The 22,270-nt window shown below is 74.2% G+C and carries 20 protein-coding genes; 8 read left to right on the forward strand and 12 right to left on the reverse strand.

Annotation, left to right across the window (positions count from 1 at the left end):
* Positions 1-134 precede the first annotated feature (134 nt).
* Entirely contained in the window at positions 135-3,134 is a 3,000-nt protein-coding gene (locus DE149_RS02880; RefSeq protein WP_113913920.1) for an FtsK/SpoIIIE domain-containing protein, read from the forward strand.
* 457 nt (positions 3,135-3,591) lie between these two features.
* Positions 3,592-4,170, forward strand: a complete 579-nt coding sequence (locus DE149_RS02885) for a dienelactone hydrolase family protein (protein ID WP_113913921.1) — start codon at positions 3,592-3,594, stop codon at positions 4,168-4,170.
* Between the two features lie 19 nt (positions 4,171-4,189).
* Here the strand turns inward: DE149_RS02885 and DE149_RS02890 are convergent, their stop codons facing one another.
* On the reverse strand, positions 4,190-5,593 hold the full coding sequence (locus tag DE149_RS02890; RefSeq protein WP_113913922.1) for an MFS transporter: 1,404 nt from the start codon (positions 5,591-5,593) through the stop codon (positions 4,190-4,192).
* Positions 5,594-5,664: 71 nt separating this feature from the next.
* Positions 5,665-6,246: an LURP-one-related/scramblase family protein gene (locus tag DE149_RS02895; protein ID WP_113913923.1), complete on the reverse strand. Its 582-nt coding sequence runs from the start codon at positions 6,244-6,246 to the stop codon at positions 5,665-5,667.
* 141 nt (positions 6,247-6,387) lie between these two features.
* Between DE149_RS02895 and DE149_RS02900 the strand changes: the two genes are divergently transcribed.
* Genes DE149_RS02900 through DE149_RS02910 form a run of 3 tightly spaced genes read left to right on the forward strand, consistent with a single transcriptional unit; the run spans position 6,388 to position 8,781 of the window.
* A complete protein-coding gene (locus DE149_RS02900; RefSeq protein ID WP_102708357.1) occupies positions 6,388-7,578 on the forward strand; it encodes an LLM class flavin-dependent oxidoreductase in 1,191 nt (396 codons plus the stop codon).
* Positions 7,575-8,264, forward strand: coding sequence for an FMN reductase (locus tag DE149_RS02905; protein WP_113913924.1), 690 nt, complete (start codon positions 7,575-7,577; stop codon positions 8,262-8,264). The genes DE149_RS02900 and DE149_RS02905 overlap by 4 nt, the downstream gene beginning before the upstream one ends.
* Positions 8,236-8,781 (forward strand): MarR family winged helix-turn-helix transcriptional regulator, encoded by a 546-nt coding sequence (locus DE149_RS02910; protein ID WP_020628146.1) that lies wholly within the window; start codon positions 8,236-8,238, stop codon positions 8,779-8,781. The genes DE149_RS02905 and DE149_RS02910 overlap by 29 nt, the downstream gene beginning before the upstream one ends.
* A gap of 99 nt (positions 8,782-8,880) precedes the next feature.
* Here DE149_RS02910 and DE149_RS02915 read toward each other — a convergent pair whose 3' ends face one another.
* From DE149_RS02915 to DE149_RS02945, 8 genes are all read right to left on the reverse strand, one after another.
* On the reverse strand, positions 8,881-10,107 hold the full coding sequence (locus DE149_RS02915) for a trypsin-like serine protease (protein WP_223247523.1): 1,227 nt from the start codon (positions 10,105-10,107) through the stop codon (positions 8,881-8,883).
* 122 nt (positions 10,108-10,229) lie between these two features.
* Complete coding sequence (locus DE149_RS02920) at positions 10,230-11,231, reverse strand: SseB family protein (protein WP_020628148.1); 1,002 nt, start codon at positions 11,229-11,231, stop codon at positions 10,230-10,232.
* Positions 11,228-12,013: a bifunctional 1-(5-phosphoribosyl)-5-((5-phosphoribosylamino)methylideneamino)imidazole-4-carboxamide isomerase/phosphoribosylanthranilate isomerase PriA gene (gene priA, locus DE149_RS02925; RefSeq protein WP_036313998.1), complete on the reverse strand. Its 786-nt coding sequence runs from the start codon at positions 12,011-12,013 to the stop codon at positions 11,228-11,230. Before priA ends, DE149_RS02920 begins: the two co-directional genes overlap by 4 nt.
* A 32-nt stretch (positions 12,014-12,045) precedes the next feature.
* Positions 12,046-12,204 carry a hypothetical protein gene (locus tag DE149_RS11670; RefSeq protein ID WP_004167696.1) on the reverse strand — a complete coding sequence of 53 codons (159 nt, stop codon included), beginning with the start codon at positions 12,202-12,204 and terminating at the stop codon, positions 12,046-12,048.
* Positions 12,204-12,863 carry an imidazole glycerol phosphate synthase subunit HisH gene (hisH, locus tag DE149_RS02930; RefSeq protein ID WP_004167703.1) on the reverse strand — a complete coding sequence of 220 codons (660 nt, stop codon included), beginning with the start codon at positions 12,861-12,863 and terminating at the stop codon, positions 12,204-12,206. The genes DE149_RS11670 and hisH overlap by 1 nt, the downstream gene beginning before the upstream one ends.
* Positions 12,863-13,444: an imidazoleglycerol-phosphate dehydratase HisB gene (hisB, locus tag DE149_RS02935; RefSeq protein WP_152743305.1), complete on the reverse strand. Its 582-nt coding sequence runs from the start codon at positions 13,442-13,444 to the stop codon at positions 12,863-12,865. Before hisB ends, hisH begins: the two co-directional genes overlap by 1 nt.
* 181 nt (positions 13,445-13,625) lie before the next feature.
* A complete protein-coding gene (locus tag DE149_RS02940) occupies positions 13,626-14,747 on the reverse strand; it encodes a histidinol-phosphate transaminase (RefSeq protein ID WP_020628150.1) in 1,122 nt (373 codons plus the stop codon).
* A 43-nt stretch (positions 14,748-14,790) separates the two neighbouring features.
* On the reverse strand, positions 14,791-15,165 hold the full coding sequence (locus tag DE149_RS02945; protein ID WP_020628151.1) for a LysM peptidoglycan-binding domain-containing protein: 375 nt from the start codon (positions 15,163-15,165) through the stop codon (positions 14,791-14,793).
* A gap of 291 nt (positions 15,166-15,456) precedes the next feature.
* Here DE149_RS02945 and lexA point away from each other — a divergent pair, with 291 nt between their 5' ends.
* Positions 15,457-16,173: a transcriptional repressor LexA gene (gene lexA / locus DE149_RS02950; protein WP_020628152.1), complete on the forward strand. Its 717-nt coding sequence runs from the start codon at positions 15,457-15,459 to the stop codon at positions 16,171-16,173.
* Positions 16,174-16,216: 43 nt separating this feature from the next.
* Here lexA and DE149_RS02955 read toward each other — a convergent pair whose 3' ends face one another.
* Together DE149_RS02955 and hflX are read right to left on the reverse strand one after the other, a co-directional pair.
* Entirely contained in the window at positions 16,217-18,316 is a 2,100-nt protein-coding gene (locus DE149_RS02955) for an ATP-dependent DNA helicase (RefSeq protein ID WP_113913925.1), read from the reverse strand.
* Positions 18,313-19,953: a GTPase HflX gene (gene hflX / locus DE149_RS02960; protein ID WP_113913926.1), complete on the reverse strand. Its 1,641-nt coding sequence runs from the start codon at positions 19,951-19,953 to the stop codon at positions 18,313-18,315. Before hflX ends, DE149_RS02955 begins: the two co-directional genes overlap by 4 nt.
* 444 nt (positions 19,954-20,397) lie before the next feature.
* Here hflX and DE149_RS02965 point away from each other — a divergent pair, with 444 nt between their 5' ends.
* Together DE149_RS02965 and DE149_RS02970 are read left to right on the forward strand one after the other, a co-directional pair.
* Positions 20,398-21,561 carry an NAD(P)-binding domain-containing protein gene (locus DE149_RS02965; RefSeq protein WP_113913927.1) on the forward strand — a complete coding sequence of 388 codons (1,164 nt, stop codon included), beginning with the start codon at positions 20,398-20,400 and terminating at the stop codon, positions 21,559-21,561.
* A gap of 25 nt (positions 21,562-21,586) precedes the next feature.
* A complete protein-coding gene (locus DE149_RS02970; protein ID WP_113913928.1) occupies positions 21,587-22,222 on the forward strand; it encodes a class I SAM-dependent methyltransferase in 636 nt (211 codons plus the stop codon).
* Positions 22,223-22,270: the final 48 nt, after the last annotated feature.

Genomic DNA, 22,270 nt, shown 5'->3' on the forward strand with positions numbered 1-22,270 from the left:
TGTGGACAACGTGGCGGCGGTCCCGTTCGACGGGGAGTTGTCCACAGGCCGCCCGAGCCGCCATCAGGCCGTGGCAGGGTCGTCCCCAGGCGGCCGGACGGGCCGGTCGCCGGTCTCAGGAGGGAGGGGCGGGGATGGCCTGGAGCGTGCGGATCCTGGGCGGGGCCGCTCCCGAGACATGGCGGGTGGAGCACTTCCCCGCCGACGCGGACGAGCAGGACCGGGCGGTGCGGGAACGTTTTCCCGCCCGGTCGCTGCACCGGTGCGCTGCCGGGCCGCGCAGCGTGACGTACGCGGAACGGGTCGGGAGTGCACCGGCCCGGGGGCCGGAGCTCGCGGTGGTCACCGAGCACGGACCCGACGCCGGCCGCCTCGTCCCTCTGGGGGAGGGCGGGTTGAGCGTGGGACGCGGCGGGGCGCGGCTGTTGCTGGACGACCCCTCTGCCCCGTCGCGGCCGATGCGTCTGCGGCTCGCGCCCACCGGGCTGCACGTCCACGACGGTCCTCGGGACACCGGACGCCTGTGGGACGGCCGCAGCCCGCTCCCTGTGGGCCGGACCGCCCTGGGCCTGGTCCGCGGGCCCGGGTCCGCCCTGCCGCGGCCGATCACGCCGGAGCCGCCCGCCGTCGACCTCGGATCCCCACCGGCCCGGCAGTCCGTCGTGATCCCGCTGGTGGCGGCCCTGGGCCCGCTGGTGCTCGGGGTCGCCCTGGTCCTGATGATGGGCAACCCGATGTTCCTGCTGTTCGGTGTGCTGTCCGTGACGGTGGCGCTGGTCATGCTGGCGATGCAGCGCCGTACCCGGCTGCGGCATGCGCGGCTGCTCGCCGCCCGCGCGGACGCGGTCGTCCGCCGGCGGGCTCGGGCGGCACTGAGCCCCGGTGGGGTGGCCCGCGCCGTCCGCTCCGGCGCGACGGACCGCTTCGGGCTGACGGCGGGGGCCGACGAGGCCGTGGCGGTCTCGTGGGGTTCCGGCGTCGGGGCGCTGTCCCTGTCGCGGGACGACCCGGACGAGGCATGGGTGGAGGCCGTCACGTCGCGGCGCACCGTGATGACGACGTCACCGCCGGAGTCGCGCGTCGTCGTGGTCGGGCCGCCGCGCGATGTGGCCGGGGCCTGCCGGTGGGCGGTGTTCCAGCTCCTGCGGCACGCGGTGGCCGCCGATGGCGCGTTCGTGGTGGAGGCCGGTGGAGTCCGCCGCACCTGGTGGTCGGGCGGGTCCGGCCCGCGGCTGCTGGTGTCGGCTCCTGAGGACGCGGCACTGGATCCGGCGTGGCGAGCGTGGCGGGCCGCCATCGGCGACGACGCGGGGACGACGCCCACGGCCCGGACGGATCTACCCTGGACGCGGTACGACTTCACCGGGCCGTCGCCTGCGCCGGGGGACGCCGTCGTCGACCTGCGCGGGCGCACCGTCGTGGTCCCGGCGGAACAACAGCGCTTCGAGGACGTGACCGCCGACGGCCTCGCCGACGGCACCCTGGTCGCCTGGCTGACCGAGCTGGCCGACGACGTCGTGGACCTCGGCATGCTGCCCACCGACGACGGGGACGGCACGCTCACACCCCCGGGGCAGGTGGGCGCCCGCGATGCCGTCGACAGGCTCACCGTGACCCTCGCCCGTAGCGGCGACGAGACGGGCGTCGTCGAGATGGACCTGGCCGCCGACGGTCCGCACCTGCTCATCGCGGGCACCACGGGATCCGGGAAGTCGGATCTCCTGCTGTCCCTCCTGCTGGGGGCTGCGGCGCACCACCCGCCGGCCGAGGTCGCGTTCCTGCTGCTGGACTTCAAGGGCGGCGCGTCGTTCGGTCCGCTGGGTGCGCTCCCCCACACGATGAGCCTGGAGACCAACCACGTGGGAACGGCCTCGTTGCGGGCGCTGAGCGCCATCCGGGCGGAGCTGCATCGCCGCGAGGCCCTCTTCGCGGAGGCCGGGGTCAGCGACTATCCCGGCTTCCGTCGCCGCCATCCGGACGCGGCGCTGCCTCGGCTCGTCGTGGCGATCGACGAACTGCGCGTGCTCGTGGACGACCACCCGGACGCGGCCGCCGTCCTGCAGCGTCTGGCCGCCACGGGCCGTTCCCTCGGCTTCCACCTCATCCTGGCCACGCAGCGGGCCACGGGCGCGGTGGGCTCGGACCTGCGCTCGAACCTGGGCAGCACGATCGCCCTGCGCACCGCGACGGAGCAGGAGTCGTGGGACCTGGTGGGCACGGCCGCCGCGGCCCGGCTCGACCCGCGTCGCCCCGGCTCCGCGATCCTCTCGACGGCGGGGCGCCCGCCGGTCCCCTTCCGCGCGTCCCAGTGGACGGTCGACGGCGGCACGCCCGTGTGGCGACCGCTGGGCGAGGCCGCGGCCGCCCCGGCCGTCGCCCCCTGGGAGGCCGTCGTCTCGGTCCTGGTGGAGAAGTACGCGGCGGGTGACTGGCCGACACCTCCGCCCGTGGTCACCCCCGCCCTGCCGGAGCGCTGGGTGCCGGACCGCGCTCGCCGGGCGGAGGCCACGGCCCTGGCCCTGCTCGACGACGCGGCCCACGGCCGGCACCGTCCCTGGCGGTGGCCGACCGGCGCGGAGGGACGCACCGCATGGATCGTCGAGGCCGCGGGCGGTCGCGCGGAGACGCTGGCCGCCGTCGTCGAGGTGGCGATGCGCAGCGGCCGGCCGGTGGCCGTGCTGGACGGCACCGGGGAGGCCGCGGCGGCCGCACGGTCCGGGTGGCCGGTGCTGACCCCGGACTCCGAGGGTGCCGGGGAGGCCGTCCTGGCCCGCCTGCGCGAGCTCGCGGCCGCCGGCGGCACGGCAGTGATCACGGGCTGGAACGCGTGGTCCGGCCTGCGCGTCGGGGACACCTACCGCACGGTCGAGGAGGACGTGCACGACTGGCTCGGCCGTCCGGCGGCCGCCGGGCTGCGGTTGGCGGTGTTCGGCGGCCGCGAGCTGGCGACGGGCCGGCTGCTGCTGCACCTGCCCCATCGATTCTTCGTGCCGGCCGGGACGAACGCCGAGCACCGGCTCGTCTGGCCCCGGCTGACCGAGGTCGAGCCCCTGCCGGGGCGGGCCGTGCACATCAGTCCCGCCGTCCCCGAACCCGGCATGCCCTGCCAGCTCGCGTCTCCCGCCCCGGCGTGACCGCACTGACGGCGATGCCGCGTGGACGTCACGGGCGAGCGCACCGGGAGCAGCCAGACATGGCGCCCCTTCGTCGCCGTACGTCCGAAGCGGCCGCGGCATCGTCCGGCGATGACGTCCTGGAGGTCGCAGGACGGATGGGGCGAGGAGGCCGCTGCCCGCTCGTACCTCGAGCGGCCCCGTGACCGATCGCACGAGTGGCTCGGCACTCATGCAGAAGATTCCTCGCCGCTCGCCCGCGCAGTCTCCGCCCGCGCGACGTGAAGACTGAGACGGTGCTGTCCTGGGGTCACAGCGACGAGAACCCAGGGCACCGGTCAGGGAAGCACTGCGCTTGCCCTCCACGCAATGAGCGCTAACTCGCCCGCGGCTGAAGACGGAGCCACCTCACTTCTTCGCCCCCGCTCACCCACCCGCACTCTGGGGAAGCCGCCCACCGCGGTCTACGCTCTGACCCATGGCGCAGATCATCCTCTTCCACCACGCCCTCGGTCTCACGGACGGCGTGCGCGCGCTCGCCGACCAGATCGCCAGCGGCGGTCACACGGTCCACACCCCGGACCTCTACGACGGCCGCACCTTCGCCACCGTGGACGAGGGTGTCGCCCACGCCCAGCACATCGGCTTCGAGGAGATCGGCCGGCGCGGGATGCGGGCGTGTGCCGAGCACCAGGAGGCCTCCGTCGTCGCGGGCATCAGCATGGGCGTGATGCCCGCCTGGCGTGCCGCCCAGGTGGTCCCCGGCTTCCGCGCGTGCATCGCCATGGCCGGCGCCGAGGCCCTCGACGCCTACGCCCCGCTCTGGCAGCCCCACACCGCCCTGCAGATCCACCTCGGCGCCCGCGACCCCTGGGCCCTCGAGGGCGACCTCGAGACCGCCCGCTCCTACGCGGCCACCGCCGAGCACCCGGACCGCCCCGCCGACCTCTTCGAGTACGACACGGACCGGCACCTGTTCATGGACTCCTCCACCGCGGACTTCGACGCGGACCTCACCGCCGTGCTGGTCCGCCGCATCCACGAGCTCCTGGCCTGAGGCGCCGAGCGGGTCCGGCTCAGGCGGGGCGCCGCCCGCGCGCCACCGTCGCCAGGGCGGCCAGCAGCACGAGCACGAAGCCCGCGGCCGCCGCGAACACGTAGCCGGCGGACGGGGCGACGCCGTCGATGAACACGCCGGCCAGCGGGGCGCCCATCGCGGCGCCCGCGGTCATGGCCGAGCCGTAGAAGCCCATCGCCTCGCCCCGCCGCTCCTCCACTACGAGGTGCGAGAGCCGGGACGAGGCCGAGGCCAGGGTCGGCGCCGTCAGCAGACCCGAGGGGATCGAGGCCAGGGCGAGCGCCCACACCCCGTCCACGAGCGCGAGCGGCACCGTCGCCACGGCGAACAGCGCCATCAGCAGGTACGGGTGCACCTGGCGGCCCCAGGCCCCATAGAAGAGCCCGCCCACGGCGGAGGCGCCGCACCAGAACGCGTACACCAGACCCACCGACGCCGCGGCGCCCTGCGACTCCAGCTCGGCCACCATCGAGACCTCGGTGCCGACCATGACGATCCCGGCCGCCATCGACACCACGAGCACGCCGAGCACCTCCGACCCAACCCAGGAGAAGTGGCTCCGCCGCCACTGCCGCAGCCGCTCGGCCCGGGCCCTGCGCGGCGCCGTCGTCGGCCCGGAGCCGTCCGCGGCGATGACGGGCAGCGACCCGGTGACGAGGGGGATGGCCTCCGTAATGGCCGGCAGCGCGCCGGTGGCCAGGCTGGGGGCGGCCATCTCCACGTGCATGGGCGCGGCGGTCACCGCCTGGGCGATCGCCTCCTGACGGTCCTGCTCCTCGGTGTAGGGATCCTCGGTCGCCGGTCCGACGACGGCCAGCTGACTCGACCGTGTCGGCGGGTTGAACCACATCAGCAGGATGCCGCCCAGCGCGCTGGAGAGGCCGACGATGGTCAGGCCGAGGGCACTCGACCACGTGGCCGCGACGACGGCGCCCAGCGCCGGGCCCATCATGAAGATCGTCTCCGTGACGATGGAGTCCAGGGCAAACGCCGTCTGCCGGTCCTTGCCGTGGGTGAGCACGCCGAGTCCCTGCCGGACGACGGAGAAGATCGGCAGTGAGAACACGCCGCCCAGGAACACGGCCAGGAGCATCGGCCAGAACGGCAGCCACGGGACGATCGGCCAGATCACCGCCTCCGCGATCACGGAAGGCAGCAGTGCACGGCGCAGCCCCTTCGCGTCCACCACGCGGCCCCGCCACGGCGAGCCCACCGCGATGCCCAGCGTCATCGCCGCCCCGGCCAGGCCGGCCTGGCCGTAGCCCAGGCCCAGCGTGAGAGCCACGTGGAGGGTGAGTATCACCCCGGCCGCGGTGTGCGGGAAGCGGGCGATGAACCCCACCGCCAGCAGATGGCGGATCCGAGGGTCCTGCAACAGCCGTCCGTACGCTCCGAAGTCCACCGTCGAATCCTACGGGAGGGGTCAAGGCACGCCCCGGAGGCGCCGTCGAGACGGCCGCGCGCTCGGCGGACTCAGCTGCTGCTGCGCCGGTCCTTGGCCCGGATCAGGTCGAGTGCGATGGCCGTGCCGAGCACGGCGCAGCGCACCACGGGCGGCATGCCGGGGTCCAGGCGCATCTCGTACCGCGAGCGCCCGGCCAGGGCGTTCATGACCCCTCCGAACCGCGCGGTCACCCGGGCGATCGGCTGCTGCCCCACGGTCATGTCGTAGTCGTGGTCCCACAGGTCGCCGGTCACCGCGAAGCACGTGCCGTCCACGACCTCGACGTTCACGGACGTCCGCAGGAACGCGAACTGGCGGACGAGGTGGGCCAGGGGCAGCCCGTCGGCGTCCAGGATCGCGAAGCGGTCGCGGCCGAACGTGGCCGGGTCGGCGAGGCGGAAGAGCACGCGGCCGTCGTCACCGTCGACCACGTCGAAGCTGCGGTTCCCCATCAGCATTCGGCCCAGTCCTCCGCCCGTAGTGACCACCGAGACGACGGTGCGCCCGTCCGGGTCCGTCACTCGGATGTCGTTGGACAGGAAGCTCGTCACCTGCTGCAGGATGAGGACGTCCGTGTGGGCGAGGCGACCGGCGTCGAAGGCGGGGCTCATGGGACCAGTCTGCCGTGTCGGGCCCTGCGGAATATTCAGGACGGGGCGGCTCGTTGTGCGGTATAGTTCATTTTTGAAGAACACGGCGACGGCGCGGCCGGCACCGTGAGACCCGCCCCCGGGCACACTGAGGAGCACACCATGCAGTTCGGCGTCTTCACGATCGGCGACATCACCGCCGATCCGACGAACGGGACCGCCCCCACCGAGCATCAGCGGATCAAGGACACCGTCAAGATCGCCCGCCACGCCGAGCAGGCGGGCTTCGAGGTGTTCGCGACCGGCCAGCACCACAACCCGCCCTTCGTGGCCCCGGGCAACCCGCCCACGCTGCTGGCCTACCTGGCCGCGCAGACCGAGACCCTCCAGCTCTCCACGGCGACGACCCTGATCACCACCATGGACCCGGTGCGTCTGGCCGAGGACTACGCGTACCTGCAGCACCTCGCCGACGGTCGCGTGGACCTGACGATGGGCCGCGGCAACACCGGCCCCGTGTACCCGTGGTTCGGCAAGGACATCCGCCAGGGCATCCAGCTCGCCGTGGAGAACTACAACCTCCTCTACCGCCTGTGGCATGAGGAGACCGTGGACTGGAGCGGCACGCACCGCACCCCGCTGCAGGACTTCACCCTCACCCCGCAGCCCCTGGACGGCGTCGCCCCCTTCGTGTGGCACGGCTCCATCCGCTCCCCCGAGATCGCCGAGCAGGCCGCCTACTACGGCGACGGCTACTTCCACAACAACATCTTCTGGAACAAGGAGCACGTCATCCAGATGGTGCGCCTGTACCGCCAGCGCTACGAGTACTACGGCCACGGCAAGGCCCATCAGGCGTACGTGGCCCTGGGCGGCCAGGCCTACATGGCGAAGAAGTCGCAGGACGCCGTGGCGGAGTTCCGCCCCTACTTCGACAACGCGCCGGTCTACGGCCACGGCCCGTCCCTCGAGGACTTCTCGAGGATGACGCCCCTGACGGTCGGCTCGCCGCAGCAGGTCATCGAGCGCACGCTCACGTTCCGCGACTGGGTGGGCGACTACCAGCGTCAGATGTTCCTCATCGACCACGCCGGCCTGCCCACGGACACCGTCCTGCGGCAGATCGACCTCTTCGGCGAGGAGGTCCTGCCCGTGCTGCGCAAGGAGTTCGACGCTCTGAAGCCGGACGACGTCCCGGCGGCCCCGACCCACGAGTTCCTCGTGGCGCGCGCCCGCCGCGGCGAGGCTCCCGTGCCCGGCGGCAAGGAGGGATCGCCGGCCCAGCTCGACCGCGCTGCGGCCGCCGAGCAGCGCGCCGCCGCCGATGCCGCGAAGGGCGGTGCCGCGAAGTGACCACCCCCGGCGCCTTCGATGCCTCCGACCCGTTCACGCCGCAGGCCCGGCACCTCGCCGTGGTCTCCGGCGGGTCCGGGGACCCGTCCCAGACCCGCATGCTCGCCGAACGCATGGCGGAGTCCGCCTCGGCGGCGCTCTCCGAGCACGGCGTGGTCCCGCAGATCCACCTGATCACGCTGCGGGAGCTCGCCGTGGACATCGCGCAGGCCCTGGTGACCTTCGCATTCTCCCCGGCCCTGCGCGCCGCCCTGGACGAGGTCGCCCAGGCCGACGCCGTCATCGCGGTCTCGCCCACGTACAAGGCCTCCTACTCGGGCCTGTTCAAGTCCTTCTGGGACCTCGCGGAGCCCACGTCCGTCGTCGGGGTGCCCGTGCTCCTCGGCGCCACCGGCGGCACCGCCCGCCACTCGCTCATGATCGACACCGCCATGCGGCCGCTGTTCGCCTACCTCAAGGCCCGCATCGTGCCGACCGCGGTCTTCGCGGCCTCGGACGACTGGGGCGAGGCGGCCGGCGTGCAGGCCTCGATGCGGACCGACCCGCTGCAGTCCCGCATCCGGGCCGCCGGACGCGACCTGGCCGAGATCACCCTGAGCCGCCCCCCGCGGGCACGCGCCGCCGCGCCCGCGGACCTCGACCTGGAGGTGACCCCCTTTGAGCAGCTCCTCAACCCCGGCCCCTGAGCCCGCCGCGCAGGACGCGGCGCCGGCGGAGCCCGACGGCGGCTGGTTCGGCTCCGCATCGGAGGCGCACCGCCCGGTGGACCCGCCCAAGCGCGCCTGGCGCGCCTACTTCGAGGCCACCCAGATGCTCACGGAGGTGGTGGAGCGCCGCCTGAAGCAGGACTGCGGCATGTCGCTGGCCGACTACAACCTGCTGCTGCTCCTCTACGAGTCCCCCGAGGGCCGGCTCCGGCTGGGAGAGCTGGCGTCCCGGATGGTCTTCTCCCCGTCGCGCATCACCTACCAGGTGAAGACGCTCGTGGCCCGCGGCCTGATCGACCGCCGCCCGGTGGCCTGTGACCGGCGGGGCTTCGAGGCCGTCCTCACCGACGAGGGCCGGTCCGCCTTCCGGCGCGCCGCGATCGAGCACGCCCGGCAGGTGGACGAGCTCTTCCTCGGCGACCTGGCGCCGGGCGAGGCGGAGTCCCTCACCCGGATCTTCTCCCGCCTGGGGCGGCGGCTCGAGGGGCTGTGCTGACCGCGTCCCCACCTGGCCGGGGCCGCCCCGGGACGTGACGAGGCCCGGTGATCCGTGCGGGATCACCGGGCCTCGTCGTGTCGTTCGGGGCGGAATCGATCAGCCGACCAGCTGACCGCCCAGGGTCACGGTGGCGTCCGTGGCGGCGCCGGCGGCGTCGACCACGGTGACCACCACGGAGCCGCCCGCGGGCACCTCGGCCGGCACGGGCAGCCAGGCGCGGTACTCGCCGGTGAGGTCCAGGCCGTCCTGGCCGAGGACCGTGCCGTCGGCGTCGTAGGCCGTGACGGTGACGGAGGCGAAGCCGCCCTGATCCGTCTGCGCGACCACCTGGGTGCCGTAGGCGACACCCTCGGCGGGCGCGGCCACGACGTCGGTCACGCCCGGCGCAGCGGCCTCGGCGACCGGGGCCTCAGCAGCGGGGGCCGCCTCGGCGGCCTCCTCCTCCGCGGCGGCCTCGGCGCGGGCCTTGAGCTCGGCCGCGATGGCCTCCTCCTCAGCCGGCGTGAACTCGGTCAGCTCGGACTCGTCCACGGCGGGCTCGCCGCCGGTGGGCAGGTCCTCGTCGGCCACGGGGCCCGCGACGTCGGCGATCGCCGGGGCGGTCTCGGCGGCCGGAGCGGTCTCCGCGGCCGCGGCGGTCTCGGCGGCGGGCGCCGCGGAGGCGTCCAGCGCGTCGAGGGACTCGACCGGGACCATGATCGAGGACATCGCCTGGGCGTCGCAGCCCACCACGTTGCCCTCGGCGTCGAAGGTCACCGGGGCGATGCCCGAGATGACCCCGACCACCCGCTGCTGGGCGTCATAGACGGCCCCGCCCGAGTCGCCGGCGTAGGTCGAGGCGGTGTCGAGGGCAACCTGATCCGCGTACGCGTCGTCGCAGACCGTGGCGGCCTCGAAGGTCTGCGTGTGGGACACGGTGTTCGGCGCGCCCAGCGGCACGGACGAGCCGTGGGTGTAGACGGTCTCGCCCACACCGATGGACGAGGCCGGCCGCGTGGACCAGTCGCCCACGACGTCGACGTCGTCGGCCAGGGCCACGCGGACCGCGTCCACGCCCGAATCGCCGGGCAGTGCCGAGACGGTGCCGATCGCGGTGCCGTCGACGTCGCGGACGGTCGAGCCGATCTGCCATTGGCCCGCACCACAGTGGGCCGCGGTGTAGGCGGTGGCGTCGTCGACGATGGTCAGACTGCACGCCCCGGCCGGCGCGGTGATCGCCGAGCCCTGGGTGAGCGTGGTCTGCGCGAGGGCGGGGCCGGCACCGGCCACCACCACCGCGCCCAGCGCCGCGGTGGCGACGCCGGTCAAGGTTCTGGTTCTCATGGGTACTCCTCGGAGGATGGGAGGCATGGGGCCGGCGCGCGGCGCACGGCCTCCAGGATGGGGTGGGGCCACCACGGGCCCTCCCCTCCCCCTCAACGGTACCGGACAGGCCGGGCGACCGATCAGGGTCGGCGGACCGTGATCTCCACGGAGTCGGCCCGCTCGGCCAGCAGCGGCAGGTCTGCCAGGAGGGTCTTGAGCGTGGCCGTCATCAGGCGCACCCCGGCCGCGTCGGCGTCCCGGGTGGGCATCGCGACGATCTGCAGCTCGGGCCCGGCCCCGCCTCCGTTCATCACCGCGCCGGAGCCCGTGTGCGTGGCCACCCCCGACCCGGGTGCGAGGCCCAGGTTGAGCAGGTTCGGGACCAGGTCGGCGACCTCGGCGATCTCGTCCGCGATCTCCTGGTCCCGATAGGCGGGGGTCCACTCCCTCTGCTGGGCGAGCGACCACACGGCCGGGCGTCGCACCACGTACGTGTGCTCGGCGCCGGCGTCGATGACGACGAGCTCACAGCCCTCGTCCACGGCGGACAGGCAGGCACGCGGCAGCCACACGGCCACGGGTCGGGCGACCGGGTTCCATGCCGTCAGCGCGGGCACGTTCGTGAACACCGGCAGCGCCTGCCGGCCGTCCGGCGCGCGCATGGTCACGAGGGCCACGTCCGCGGCCTTGTCCCCGTGCGCCGCGACGTCGTGCTCGTGACCGGTGTGGTCGGCGTGGTCGTGGACGTCGTCCTCGTCCACGGCAAGGGTGGGCACGACGGCGGCGAACACGCGGATGCGCGCGAGCACCTCCGTCACCTCCCGCTCACCGGCGGAGCCGTCCGTCAGGGCCGACATGACGGCGGTCCACTCGGCCGGGCTGGTGCCGTCGTCCTCGTCGAACACGTGCAACGGGTTCGCGGAGCCGTCCACGCCGGGGCCGGAGAGGTCACGGCCCTGCCACGGGACGCCCGCGGTGTCCGCGGTGTTCTCGCCCGCGGTCTTCTCCCGCATGCGGTCGAGTGCGGCCCGGATGTGCCCCGGCAGCTCCCGGGCCGCCGGATGCGGCACCGCGACCGTCTCGTCGATCGGACCGAGCCCGTCGTCGCGGGCCAGGCCGCCGTCGTCGTGCGAGCCCGTCACGGGGCGACCGGGCCGGGCTGCTCGGAGCGCGCCTGCTCCACCGTGGCGCCGCCGGCGACGGCCAGCGCCTGCTCCAGGCTGAAGCGGCCGGCGTACAGCGCCTTGCCCATGATCGCGCCCTCGACGCCCTGGCCGGTCATGGCCGCGAGCGCGGCAACGTCCTCGAGGGAGGAGATGCCGCCCGAGGCGACGACCGGCTTCGCGGTCTTCGCGCAGACCTGGGCGAGCAGCTCCGTGTTCGGCCCCTTGAGCGTGCCGTCCTTCGTGACGTCGGTGACCACGTAGCGGGCGCAGCCGGCATCCTCGAGGCGGGCGAGCACCTCCCAGAGGTCGCCGCCCTCCTTGGTCCAGCCGCGGGCGGCGAGCGTGGTGCCGCGCACGTCGAGGCCCACGGCCACCCGGTCGGCGAAGCGCTCGATGACGCGCGCGGTCCAGTCCGGGTCCTCGAGGGCGGCGGTGCCCAGGTTCACGCGCGCCGCACCCATCTCGAGGGCGTTCTCGAGCGAGGCGTCGTCGCGGATGCCGCCGGACAGCTCGATCTTCACGCCGATCTCCTCCACCACACGGCGCATGACCTCGCGGTTGTCACCGCGACCGAAGGCCGCGTCCAGGTCCACGAGGTGGATCCACTCCGCGCCGGCGCGCTGCCAGTCCAGGGCGGCGGTGACCGGGTCGCCGTACGAGGTGGCGCTGCCGGCCTCGCCCTGGACGAGGCGGACGGCCTGGCCGTCCTGGACGTCGACGGCGGGCAGCAGCTCGAGGGCGGGGGCGTTCGGGGTCATGGGGTTCCTCTCGGGTGGGGCGGCCGGCGCGGTCAGGCGCCGACGGTCAGGAAGGAGGCGGCGATGGCCATGCCGGCCAGCACGAGGACGATCACGATGGCCCACAGCGGCGCCTTCTGCGTGCGCATGGACCAGGCGGCGCCGAGCAGCAGCCCGCCGAGGGCGAGGTAGAGGACGGACCAGTAGGGCATCAGAGGGTCTCCAGCCAGTTGCGCAGCAGCTGCAGCCCGGCGTCCCCGGACTTCTCGGGGTGGAACTGCGTGGCCGACAGGGGGCCGTTCTCCACGGCGGCGATGAAGTCCGCGCCGTGGTGCGCCCAGGTGACCTGGGGCGGACGCATGGCGGAGATCGTCTGGTCGAACTCCCATTCGAGCACGCCGTAGGAGTGGACGAAGTAGAACCGCTCGTCCTCGATGCCCGCGAAGAGGGCGCTGCCCTCGGGCGGCCGGACGGTGTTCCAGCCCATGTGGGGCAGGACCTCGGCGGGCAGCTCGGCGACGACACCCGGCCACTCCCCCATGCCTGCGGTGCGCTCGCCGTGCTCGACGCCGGCGTCGAAGAGGATCTGGTGGCCCACGCAGATGCCGAGGACGGGTCGGCCCCCGGCCACGCGGCGGCCGATCCAGCGGGTGCCGCCGACCTCGGTCAGTGCCCGCATCACGGACGCGTACGCCCCGACGCCGGGCACGAGCAGCCCGTCGGCCTCCTGCACGGCCTGCGGATCGCGCGTGAGCTCGACCTCCGCGCCGGCCCGCTCCACGGCACGCAGCGCCGAGTGCACGTTGCCCGAGCCGTAGTCCAGGACGGCGACGCGCGGCCGCACGCCGGGGACGGTGGTGGGGCGGGCCATCAGAGGGCGCCCTTGGTGGAGGGCACGCCGGTCATGCGGGGGTCGTCCTCGACGGCGGCGCGCAGGGCGCGGGCGAAGGCCTTGAACTGCGCCTCGACGATGTGGTGCGGATCCCGGCCTCGCACGACGTCCATGTGGAGGCAGATCGCCGCGTGGTACGTGATCGACTCGAACACATGGCGGGTCATGGAACCGGTGAAGTGCCCGCCGATGAGGTGGTACTGCTGGCCCTCGGGCTCGCCCTCGTGCACGAGGTACGGCCGGCCGGAGACGTCGACGACGGCGCGCGCCAGCGCCTCGTCCAGCGGCACGGACGCCTCGCCGAAGCGGCGGATGCCGGACTTGTCCCCGAGCGCGGTCTTGAGCACCTCGCCCAGGGTGATGGCGACGTCCTCGACCGTGTGGTGCACGTCGATGTGCGTGTCCCCGGTGGCACGGACCGTCAGGTCGATCTGGGAGTGCCGGGACAGCGCGGTGAGCATGTGGTCGTAGAACGGCACGGTGGTGGAGATTTCAGCGCGGCCGGTGCCGTCCAGATCCATCTCGACGTACACGTCCGACTCGCTCGTGGTGCGCGTCATGCGCGCACGGCGTCCGGAGATCAACTCGGCTGCCACGGGTCCTCCTCGGGCTGGGTCCGCACCGGTCCGGGACGGGTGCGGGGGGATGCGGGTGCGCGCGGCCGGTGCCGGCGGGCCGGGGCGCCGCGCGCGCTGTCCCTATCCTAGGGAGCCGGGCGGACGCCGAGACTCCGGTGACGCCTCAGGACCGGTCCCCGGTCTCGCCGAGGACCTCCGCGAGAGCGGTGAGGAACGCCGTCGTCTCCGCCTCGGTGCCGGCGGTGACGCGCAGGTGGTGCGGGATGCCGACGTCCCGCACGAGGACGCCGCGGTCGAGCAGGCGGCGCCACACGTCGGACGCGTCCTCGAGGTGACCGAAGAAGACGAAGTTCGAGTCGGACACCGAGGGCCTCAGTCCCAGGCCGCGCAGGGTGGAGACGATGCGGTCGCGCTGGGCCTTGATGTCCTCCACGGTGCGCAGCAGCGCGTCCACGTGATCGAGGGCGGCCTCCGCCGTGGCCTGCGTGACCGCGGAGAGGTGGTACGGCAGGCGCACCAGGCGCAGGGCGTCGGCGACGGCGGGGTCCGCGGCCAGGTAGCCCAGGCGCGCGCCGGCCAGGGCGAACGCCTTGGACATGGTGCGCGTGACGATCAGCCGCTCACGGCCGGGCAGGAGGGTGAGGGCGGAGCGGGTGCCGGCGAGGGCGAACTCCGCGTAGGCCTCGTCCACGACGACCATGGCGCCGGGCCCGCCGGCGGCCTCGTTCTGCGCCTGCGCGGCGTACACGGCCTCGATGGTCGCCAGGTCCAGGGCGGTGCCCGTCGGGTTGTTGGGCGAGGCCAGGAAGACGACGTGCGGACGGTGCTCCCGCACCATGGCCGCCGCGTGCTCGGCGCTGAGGGTGTGGTCTTCGGCACGGCCGCCGTCCACGAACACGGTGTCCGTGCCGCCGGCCAGCAGCGGGTACATGGAGTACGAGGGCAGGAAGCTCAGCAGTGTCCGCCCGGGGCCGCCGAAGGCCTGGAGGATCTGCTGCAGGATCTCGTTGGAGCCGTTGCCGGCCCACACGTGGTCCGCCGTGAGGCCGTGGCCGAGGTAGCCGGCGAGCGCACGTCGCAGCCCCGTGAACTCGCGGTCCGGGTAGCGGTTCAGCCCCCCGGCGACGGCCGCGACCCGCTCGGCGATGGCGGTGGCGACCTCCTCCGGCACCGGATGCGTGTTCTCGTTGGTGTTGAGCATGTACGGCACGTCCAGCTGGGGGGCGCCGTAGGGGCTCAGGCCGCGGAGGTTCTCACGCAGGGGCAGAGAGCTGAGGTCGGTCATGGCCGCCAGTCTAGGAAGCGTGGAGGGCGAGGCCCGCCGTGCGTCACCGCGTGGCCGGGACGAACAGCTCCTCGCCCGGCGCGGGGGCCCGGCCCTCGAGCCCGTTGAGCTCGTCGATCGTGGCGATCACCTCGTAGACGTCCGCCTCCGGAGCCACCGTGGTGGCGATGGTCCACAGGCTGTCCCCGGGCATGACCGTGACGGACTGGGTGGCGGGCCCCGCGGTGTCCGCGGACACCGCGGCGGGCGACAGCAGCACACCCAGGAAGAAGGCGGCCGCCAGCGTGGCGGCCACGGCCGCGGCGATCACGGGGATCCCCCGCAGCACGAGGCGGCCGCGGCGGGTCAGACGGATGGTGGCCGGACGCGGCCGCGCCGTCGCGGGCGAGCCGGCGAACTGGGCGGTGGTGAGCGTCATGGTGTCCTCCTCCGGGGCGGATGCCCTCCAGGTGATCGAACATGTGTTCGAATCCGTTCGAATGCCTTTCTAGCACAGGTGTTCGAGACATGCCACGACGAGATCGAACATATCTTTGAAGGAGAGGCGGCTCTCCTCTAGGCTCGAGGCCATGCACGGACGCCCCGGAACGCCCCGGGACCGCCAAGACACAGGCAACCAGCGGGGGCGGACACGGTAAGCGTCCGGACGGCAGCCGGACGCCGGAACACGAGTCCGGCCACCATCACCCCGGGAGAACGGACGGCAGCCATGAGCACCACCGACGATCAGCCGGCGGCGCGCGCGCCGCTCACCGACCGCCAGCGGCGGATCGTGCAGACCATCCGGGACGCGATCGCCGACCACGGCTACCCGCCCTCCATGCGCGAGATCGGCGACGCCGCGGGCCTGGCCTCGCTCTCCTCCGTCACGCACCAGCTGGGCCGTCTCGAGCGGCACGGCTACATCCGGCGCGACCCCGGACGCCCGCGTGCCCTCGAGGTGCTGCTCGACGTGGACGGCACCCCGCTGGGCGAGGCCGCCTCCCCCACCGCTGCGCCGTCGTCGCGGGTCTCCGCGATCCCCGCGTGGCACACCGGCGCAGACGAGGCGGACAGCGTGCCGGTCCCCTGGGTCGGCCGCATCGCGGCGGGCGGCCCGGTCCTGGCTGAGCAGCAGGTCGAGGACGTCATGGCGATCCCGCGACGCCTCACGGGCGAGGGCGAGCTGTTCATGCTGCGCGTCACGGGCGACTCGATGGTGGACGCCGCGATCTGCGACGGCGACTGGGTGGTGGTGCGCCGGCAGGACACGGCGGAGAATGGCGACATCGTCGCGGCCCTCCTCGACGACGAGGCCACCGTGAAGACCTTCCGCCGCCGCGACGGGCACACCTGGCTCCTCCCCCAGAACACGGCCTACGAGCCCATCCTCGGCGATCACGCCACCGTGATGGGGCGGGTCGTCACGGTCCTGCGTTCGCTCTGACCCGCTCCCTCCGGCCGGGCCGACGGCCCGAGGCCGAGCGAGGTCAATCGCCCGAGGCGAGCCGTGCCAGCACCCCGCGGACGACGTCGCGGTCCGTGGTGCGCCAGAAGTCCGGCAGGGCGCTCGTGATGTAGCCGCCGTACCGCTCGGTGGCCAGGCGGGGGTCCAGCACGGCCACCACGCCGCGGTCCGTCACGGAGCGCACGAGGCGCCCGGCGCCCTGGGCCATGCGCACGGCCGCATGCGTGGCGGAGATCCGCATGAACCCGTTGCCGCCGTTCCGGGCGACGTCCCGGGTGCGGGCCTGGGAGAGCGGGTCGTCCGGCCGCGGGAACGGGATGCGGTCGATCACCACGAGCCGCAGCGAGTTCCCCGGCACGTCCACGCCCTGCCACAGGCTCATGGTGCCGAACAGGGACGTGTCCGGCTCCTCGGCGAACTGGCGCACGAGGGCGGAGAGGGTCGCGTCCCCCTGGCACAGGATCGTGGTCTTCGGCCCGAGCCGACGGCGCATCTCGGCGGCGGCGTCCTCGGCCGCCCGGCGCGAGGAGAACAGGCCGAGGGCCCCGCCCCGCGACGCACTCAGGAGCGCCTCGAGCTCATCCAGGGACTCGGGCGAGGCCGTCCGGCCGGGCCGGGGCAGGTGCCGGGCCACGTAGAGCACCCCCTGACGCGGGTAGTCGAAGGGGCTGCCGACGTCGAGGGCCTCGAACTTCGGGGCGTCCGGGCCGGCCAGGCCTACGTCGCCGGCCACCGAGTCGAACCGGCGCTCCCCCGAGCCCACGGTGAGCGTGGCGGAGGTGAGCACCGTCGTCGCCTTGCCGAACAGGCCCTCCCGCAGCTTGCCGGCCACCGAGAGCGGGGCCACGTAGAGCTGGGGCGGGTCGGTCTCGTCCCCCGGCTGCCAGCCCACGCCGGGCTCGAAGTGGCCGGGGCGGGTGGCCCACAGCACCTCGGGGAAGTCGGCCTCGGGCCGGGCCGCGAGCATGCGCTCCACCACCTCGAGGACCTCGAGGATCCGCGAGCGCGCCATCTGCCGTCCGCCGTCGGCGTCGGCCTCCTTGTCCTTGTCCTGGCCGAGGTCGGACAGGCACTGGCGCGCGGCCGTGAGGACGCCGGTGAGGGCCTGCTCCTGCACCTCGTCCGGGCCGGCGGCGATCAGGCCGGACGGGGTGTCCGTGAACGCGCGGTCCAGGGCCGCCCCGGCCTCGATCAGATCCTCCACGGCCACCGTGGTGTGGCGGCGCAGCGAGGTGGCCGCGCCGTGCACGATCGACCCGGACAGCTGCCCGGTGACCGCACCGGTCACCCGGTCCTGGAGCTCGTGGGCCTCGTCCACGATAACGGCCGAGTACGCCGGCAGCACCGCGAGCCCCTCGAAGGCGCTGATGGCGAGCATCGCGTGGTTGGTGACCACGACGTCCGCGTCCGCCGCGTCCGCGCGGGCCCGCTCGGAGAAGCACTCCTCGGCCTGGGGGCAGCGGGACGCGCCGAGGCAGTCGACTGCGGAGACGGAGACCTGCCGCCACGCGCGGTCGGTGACGGGGACCTCGAGGTCGTCGCGGTCACCGGTCTCGGTCTGGTCCGCCCACGCCCGCAGGTACATCACCTCCTTGCCCAACAGGGAGGAGGGCCCGGCGGCGCCGTCCGTGGCGGAGCCGATCACCCCGCCGTCGTCGGCGACCGTGAAGAGGGCCTCCTCCCCCTCGTCCCCGGGGTAGCCGCCGTCCACCTTGTGGCGGCACAGGTAGTTGGAGCGGCCCTTGACCAGGGCGACGACGGGCTCGCGGGGCAGCTCGTCCTTGAGCGCCTCGACCAGCCGGGGGGCGTCCCGCTTCATGATCTGGGCCTGCAGCGCGAGCGTGGCCGTGGCGACGACGACGGGGTCCTCCTGCGTCATCGCGTGCTGGATCGCGGGGATCAGGTAGGCCAGGGACTTGCCGGTGCCGGTGCCGGCCTGCACGAGCAGGTGGCGGCGCGACTCGAGGGCGCGCGCCACCTGCAGCACCATCTCCCGCTGTCCCGCGCGGTGCTGGCCGCCGGTGGCCTGGACCGCGGCATCCAGCAGGCGCAGCGCCTCGCGCTCGTGCTCCGTGCGCGGCTGCGCGCCGCCCGCCCCGGCCTCCTGCTCCTCCTCGCTCACGACGCGTCCGCCTCCACGACGAACTCGGCGAAGTCCGGCGCGATGTCCTCACGGACCAGCACGGACAGGCGGGTGCCGCCCTCCTCGTAACCCTCGGCCAGGATCTCCGCGTCCGCCGAGTGGAGGCGGGAGACCAGCTCACCCCGGGTGAACGGGATCAGCAGTTCGAGCCGCACGTCCGGCCGCGGGATGGTGGCCGCGATGGCGCGCTCGAGCTCGTCGATGCCCTCGCCGGTGCGCGCGGAGACCACCACGGCGTGGGGCTCCTTGGACCGGATCCGGGCGACGACGGCCGGGTCCGCGGCGTCCGCCTTGTTCAGCACGATGATCTCGGGGATCCGGTGCGCGTCCACCTCCGCGAACACGGAGCGCACCGCGGCGATCTGGCCCTCGGGATCCGGGTGCGAGCCGTCCACGACGTGCAGGATGACGTCCGCGTCCGCGACCTCCTCGAGGGTGGAGCGGAACGCCTCGACCAGCTGCGTGGGCAGGTTCCGCACGAAGCCGACCGTGTCCGAGAGGGTGTAGCCGATGCCGTCCGGCGTCATGGCCTTGCGCACGGTGGGGTCCAGCGTGGCGAACAGGGCGTTCTCCACGAGCACCCCGGCGTGGGTGAGGCGGTTGAGCAGGGACGACTTCCCGGCGTTGGTGTACCCGGCGATCGCCACGGACGGCACCCGGTTGCGACGACGGTTGGCGCGCTTGGCCTCCCGGGCCGGCTTCATCCCGGCGATGTCCCGGCGCAGCTTCGCCATGCGGGTGCGGATGCGGCGGCGGTCCAGCTCGATCTTGGTCTCACCGGGTCCACGGGAGCCGATGCCCTCGCCGGCGGCGGCACGGCCGCCGGCCTGCCGGGACATGGACTCGCCCCAGCCGCGCAGGCGCGGCAGCAGGTACTCGAGCTGCGCGAGCTCGACCTGGGCGCGGCCCTCACGCGAGCTCGCGTGCTGGGCGAAGATGTCCAGGATCAGCGCGGTCCGGTCGATCACCTTCACCCGCACCACGTCCTCCAGCGCGCGACGCTGAGACGGGGCGAGCTCGGAGTCCACCACCACGGTGTCCGCACCGGAGAGCGCCACGATCTCGGCGAGCTCCTGCGCCTTGCCCTTGCCGAGGAACGTGGCCGGGTCCGGGGTGGCGCGGCGCTGGATGACGCCGTCGAGCACCTCCGAGCCCGCGGTCTCGGCGAGCGCGGCGAGCTCCCGCAGGGAGTTCTCCGCATCCTCCGCGGAGCCCTCGGTCCAGACGCCCGCCAGCACCACGCGCTCCAGGCGCAGCTGGCGGTACTCGACCTCGGTCATGTCCTCGAGCTCGGTGGACAGACCCTGCACGCGCTTGAGGGAGTGGCGCGCGGCGAGCTCGTCCTGGTCACCGTCGGCGTCCGTGTGCCCGTCCTCGCCCTCGTCCAGGGCGAGTGCACGGCCCGCGAGCGCGCCGGAGCGGTCCGGGGTGCCGGCGTCGGGGGCGTCCCGGTGCTCGGCGGCGGCGCCGTCCGCGGAGCCGCGCCCGGTCGCCTCGCGCTCGGAGGCGCGGCGAGCGTCATCGGCGGCCAGGATGCGGTCGATCACGGCCTGGATCTCGTCCTCGGAGCCGTGGGCGCCCTGGGGGCCGGGGGTGTGCTGGTTCTTCTCAGTCATGGTCTCCTCTGGGCCGCCGCGGTCGGGCGACCCGATCGTCTCAGGGTAGAGGGGTCGGCGGACGCGTTAGGCGGCTGTCCGCAGGGGGCGGACGTGGCGGGTGACGCGCACGGCCGGTTAGGCGGAGGTCGGCGCCGCGCTGCGACGATCTCGCGGCGGCTCCGTCGGCATGGGGAAGGTGAGCACGCGGCACCGCAGCCACGAGGTCTCGTCGGCGGGCGTGCAGGGACGGACCACATCGTCCATGGTGGGATCTCCATCAGGTGCCGGGGCGCGCTCGACGGCCTCATCCGAGGCGGGCGCGCGAGGGGGCGGGGGCGGGCAGTGACGCGGGGGCGTCAGCGCAGGAAGATCCACATGGGCGTCGAGTGTACCGGGCGGCGCGTGTGGGCGACAGGGGCCCCGGCGCCCGGTCCGCTGACGACGCGCACGTATCCTGCGGGCATGACCGCGTCCCCCTCCCCCGCCCCGCCGCGGCCCGGCCGGACGGGCCGGGCGACCGTCGTCGTGATCGGCGCGGGCCAGGCGGGGCTGTCCGCCGCCTACCACCTGCGCCGCCGCGGTTTCGTGGGGCTGGGTCCGAACGACGACGGCGCCGCCGGCGTCCCCGACGACGCCCCCGGCACGTTCGTGGTGCTCGACGCGGAGACCGCCCCGGGCGGCGCGTGGCAGCACCGCTGGGACTCGCTCACGATGGCCACCGTCAACCACATCCACGAGCTGCCCGGCGACCCGGTGCCGCCGGCCGACCCGGCCGCGCACGCCAACACCCTGCTGCCGGCCTACTTCGCCGATTACGAGGCACGGTTCGCCCTGCCGATCCGGCGGCCCGTGCGTGTGAGGCGCGTCGAGCGGATCGGCGAGCCGGGACGTGCGCGCGGGTTCTTCGTCCGCACGGACGGGGCGCCGGGCACGTGGCGGGCGGACTTCGTGGCCAACGCGACCGGCACCTGGACGTCCCCACGGTGGCCCTCCGTGCCCGGGATGCGCTCGTTCCGCGGCCGGCAGCTGCACACCCGTGACTACGTGTCCAAAGACGAGTTCGCCGGGCAGCGGGTGGTGATCGTGGGCATGGGCGTCTCGGCGACGCAGCTGCTGGCCGAGATCTCCACGGTCGCGGACACCCTGTGGGTGACCCGCCGCGAGCCGCAGTGGCAGGACTCGGCCGCGCCCGGCGCCCTGGCCGAGTCGGTGCGCGGGGTGGACGAACGGACCCGTGCGGGCCTGCCGCCGGGCTCCGTGGTCGGGGCGACCGGGATGCACCGCTCGTCCTGGGTGCGCGAGGCCGAGTCACGAGGCGTGCTGGTGCGCCACCCCATGTTCACGGCCGTCGAGCCGGACGGGGTGCGGATGCCCGACGGCTCGTTCGAACCGGCGGACGTGATCCTCTGGGCCACCGGCTTCCGGCCGGCGATCCGGCACCTCGCTCCCCTGCGGCTGCGCACGCCCGCCGGCGGCATCCGCGTGGCGGGCGGGCGCGCCCTGGACGAGCCGCGCCTGTTCCTCCTCGGCTACGGGCCCTCCCAGTCCACGGTCGGGGCCAACCGCGCCGGGCGCGACGCAGTGCGCGCGATCCTCGCGGACCTGGCCGGGCCGGCATCGGGCTGAGGGCCGCCACGACCCGCTGGCTACCATGGTCGCCGTGAGCTCCGCATCCCACTACTTCGACGCCGACCCCTCCGCGCCCGAGCGGCGGCGCACCGTGCGGACACGCCTGGGCGGCCGCGACGTCGAGGTCCAGACGGCCAACGGGATCTTCTCCCCGGACGGCCTGGACAAGGGCACCGCGGCCCTGTTCTCGGCCGTGCCCGCGCCGCCGGCGACGGGCCGGTTCCTCGACGTCGGCGCGGGCTGGGGACCGATCGCCCTCACGCTGGCGCTGCGGTCGCCCGAGGCGGAGGTGACCGCCGTGGAGGTCAACGACCGCTCGCTGCAGCTGACCCGCGACAACGCCGCGGCCCTGGGCCTCGGCAATGTCGTGGCACTGCGGCCGGAGGACGTCCCCGAGGGCGCGGAGTTCGACCTCATCTGGTCCAACCCGCCCATCCGGATCGGCAAGCCGGCGCTGCACGCCCTGCTGGAGCGGTGGCTGCCACGCCTGGCCCCCGGCGGCGAGGCCTGGCTGGTGGTGCAGAAGAACCTCGGCGCGGACTCGTTGCTGCCGTGGATCGGCCGGATGCTCGAGGCGCGCGCGCCCGGCCGGTTCACCGCGGAGCGGGCGAACAGCGTCAAGGGCTTCCGGATCCTGCGGGTGGCGCGGGCGCGCTGAGGCGCCGTTTCCCGAACGACAGCGGTCCGTGGCCTGCCGTTTCCCGAA

Origin of the sequence: Micrococcus sp. KT16, assembly GCF_003315015.1 — a bacterium.
Taxonomy (GTDB): domain Bacteria; phylum Actinomycetota; class Actinomycetes; order Actinomycetales; family Micrococcaceae; genus Micrococcus; species Micrococcus luteus.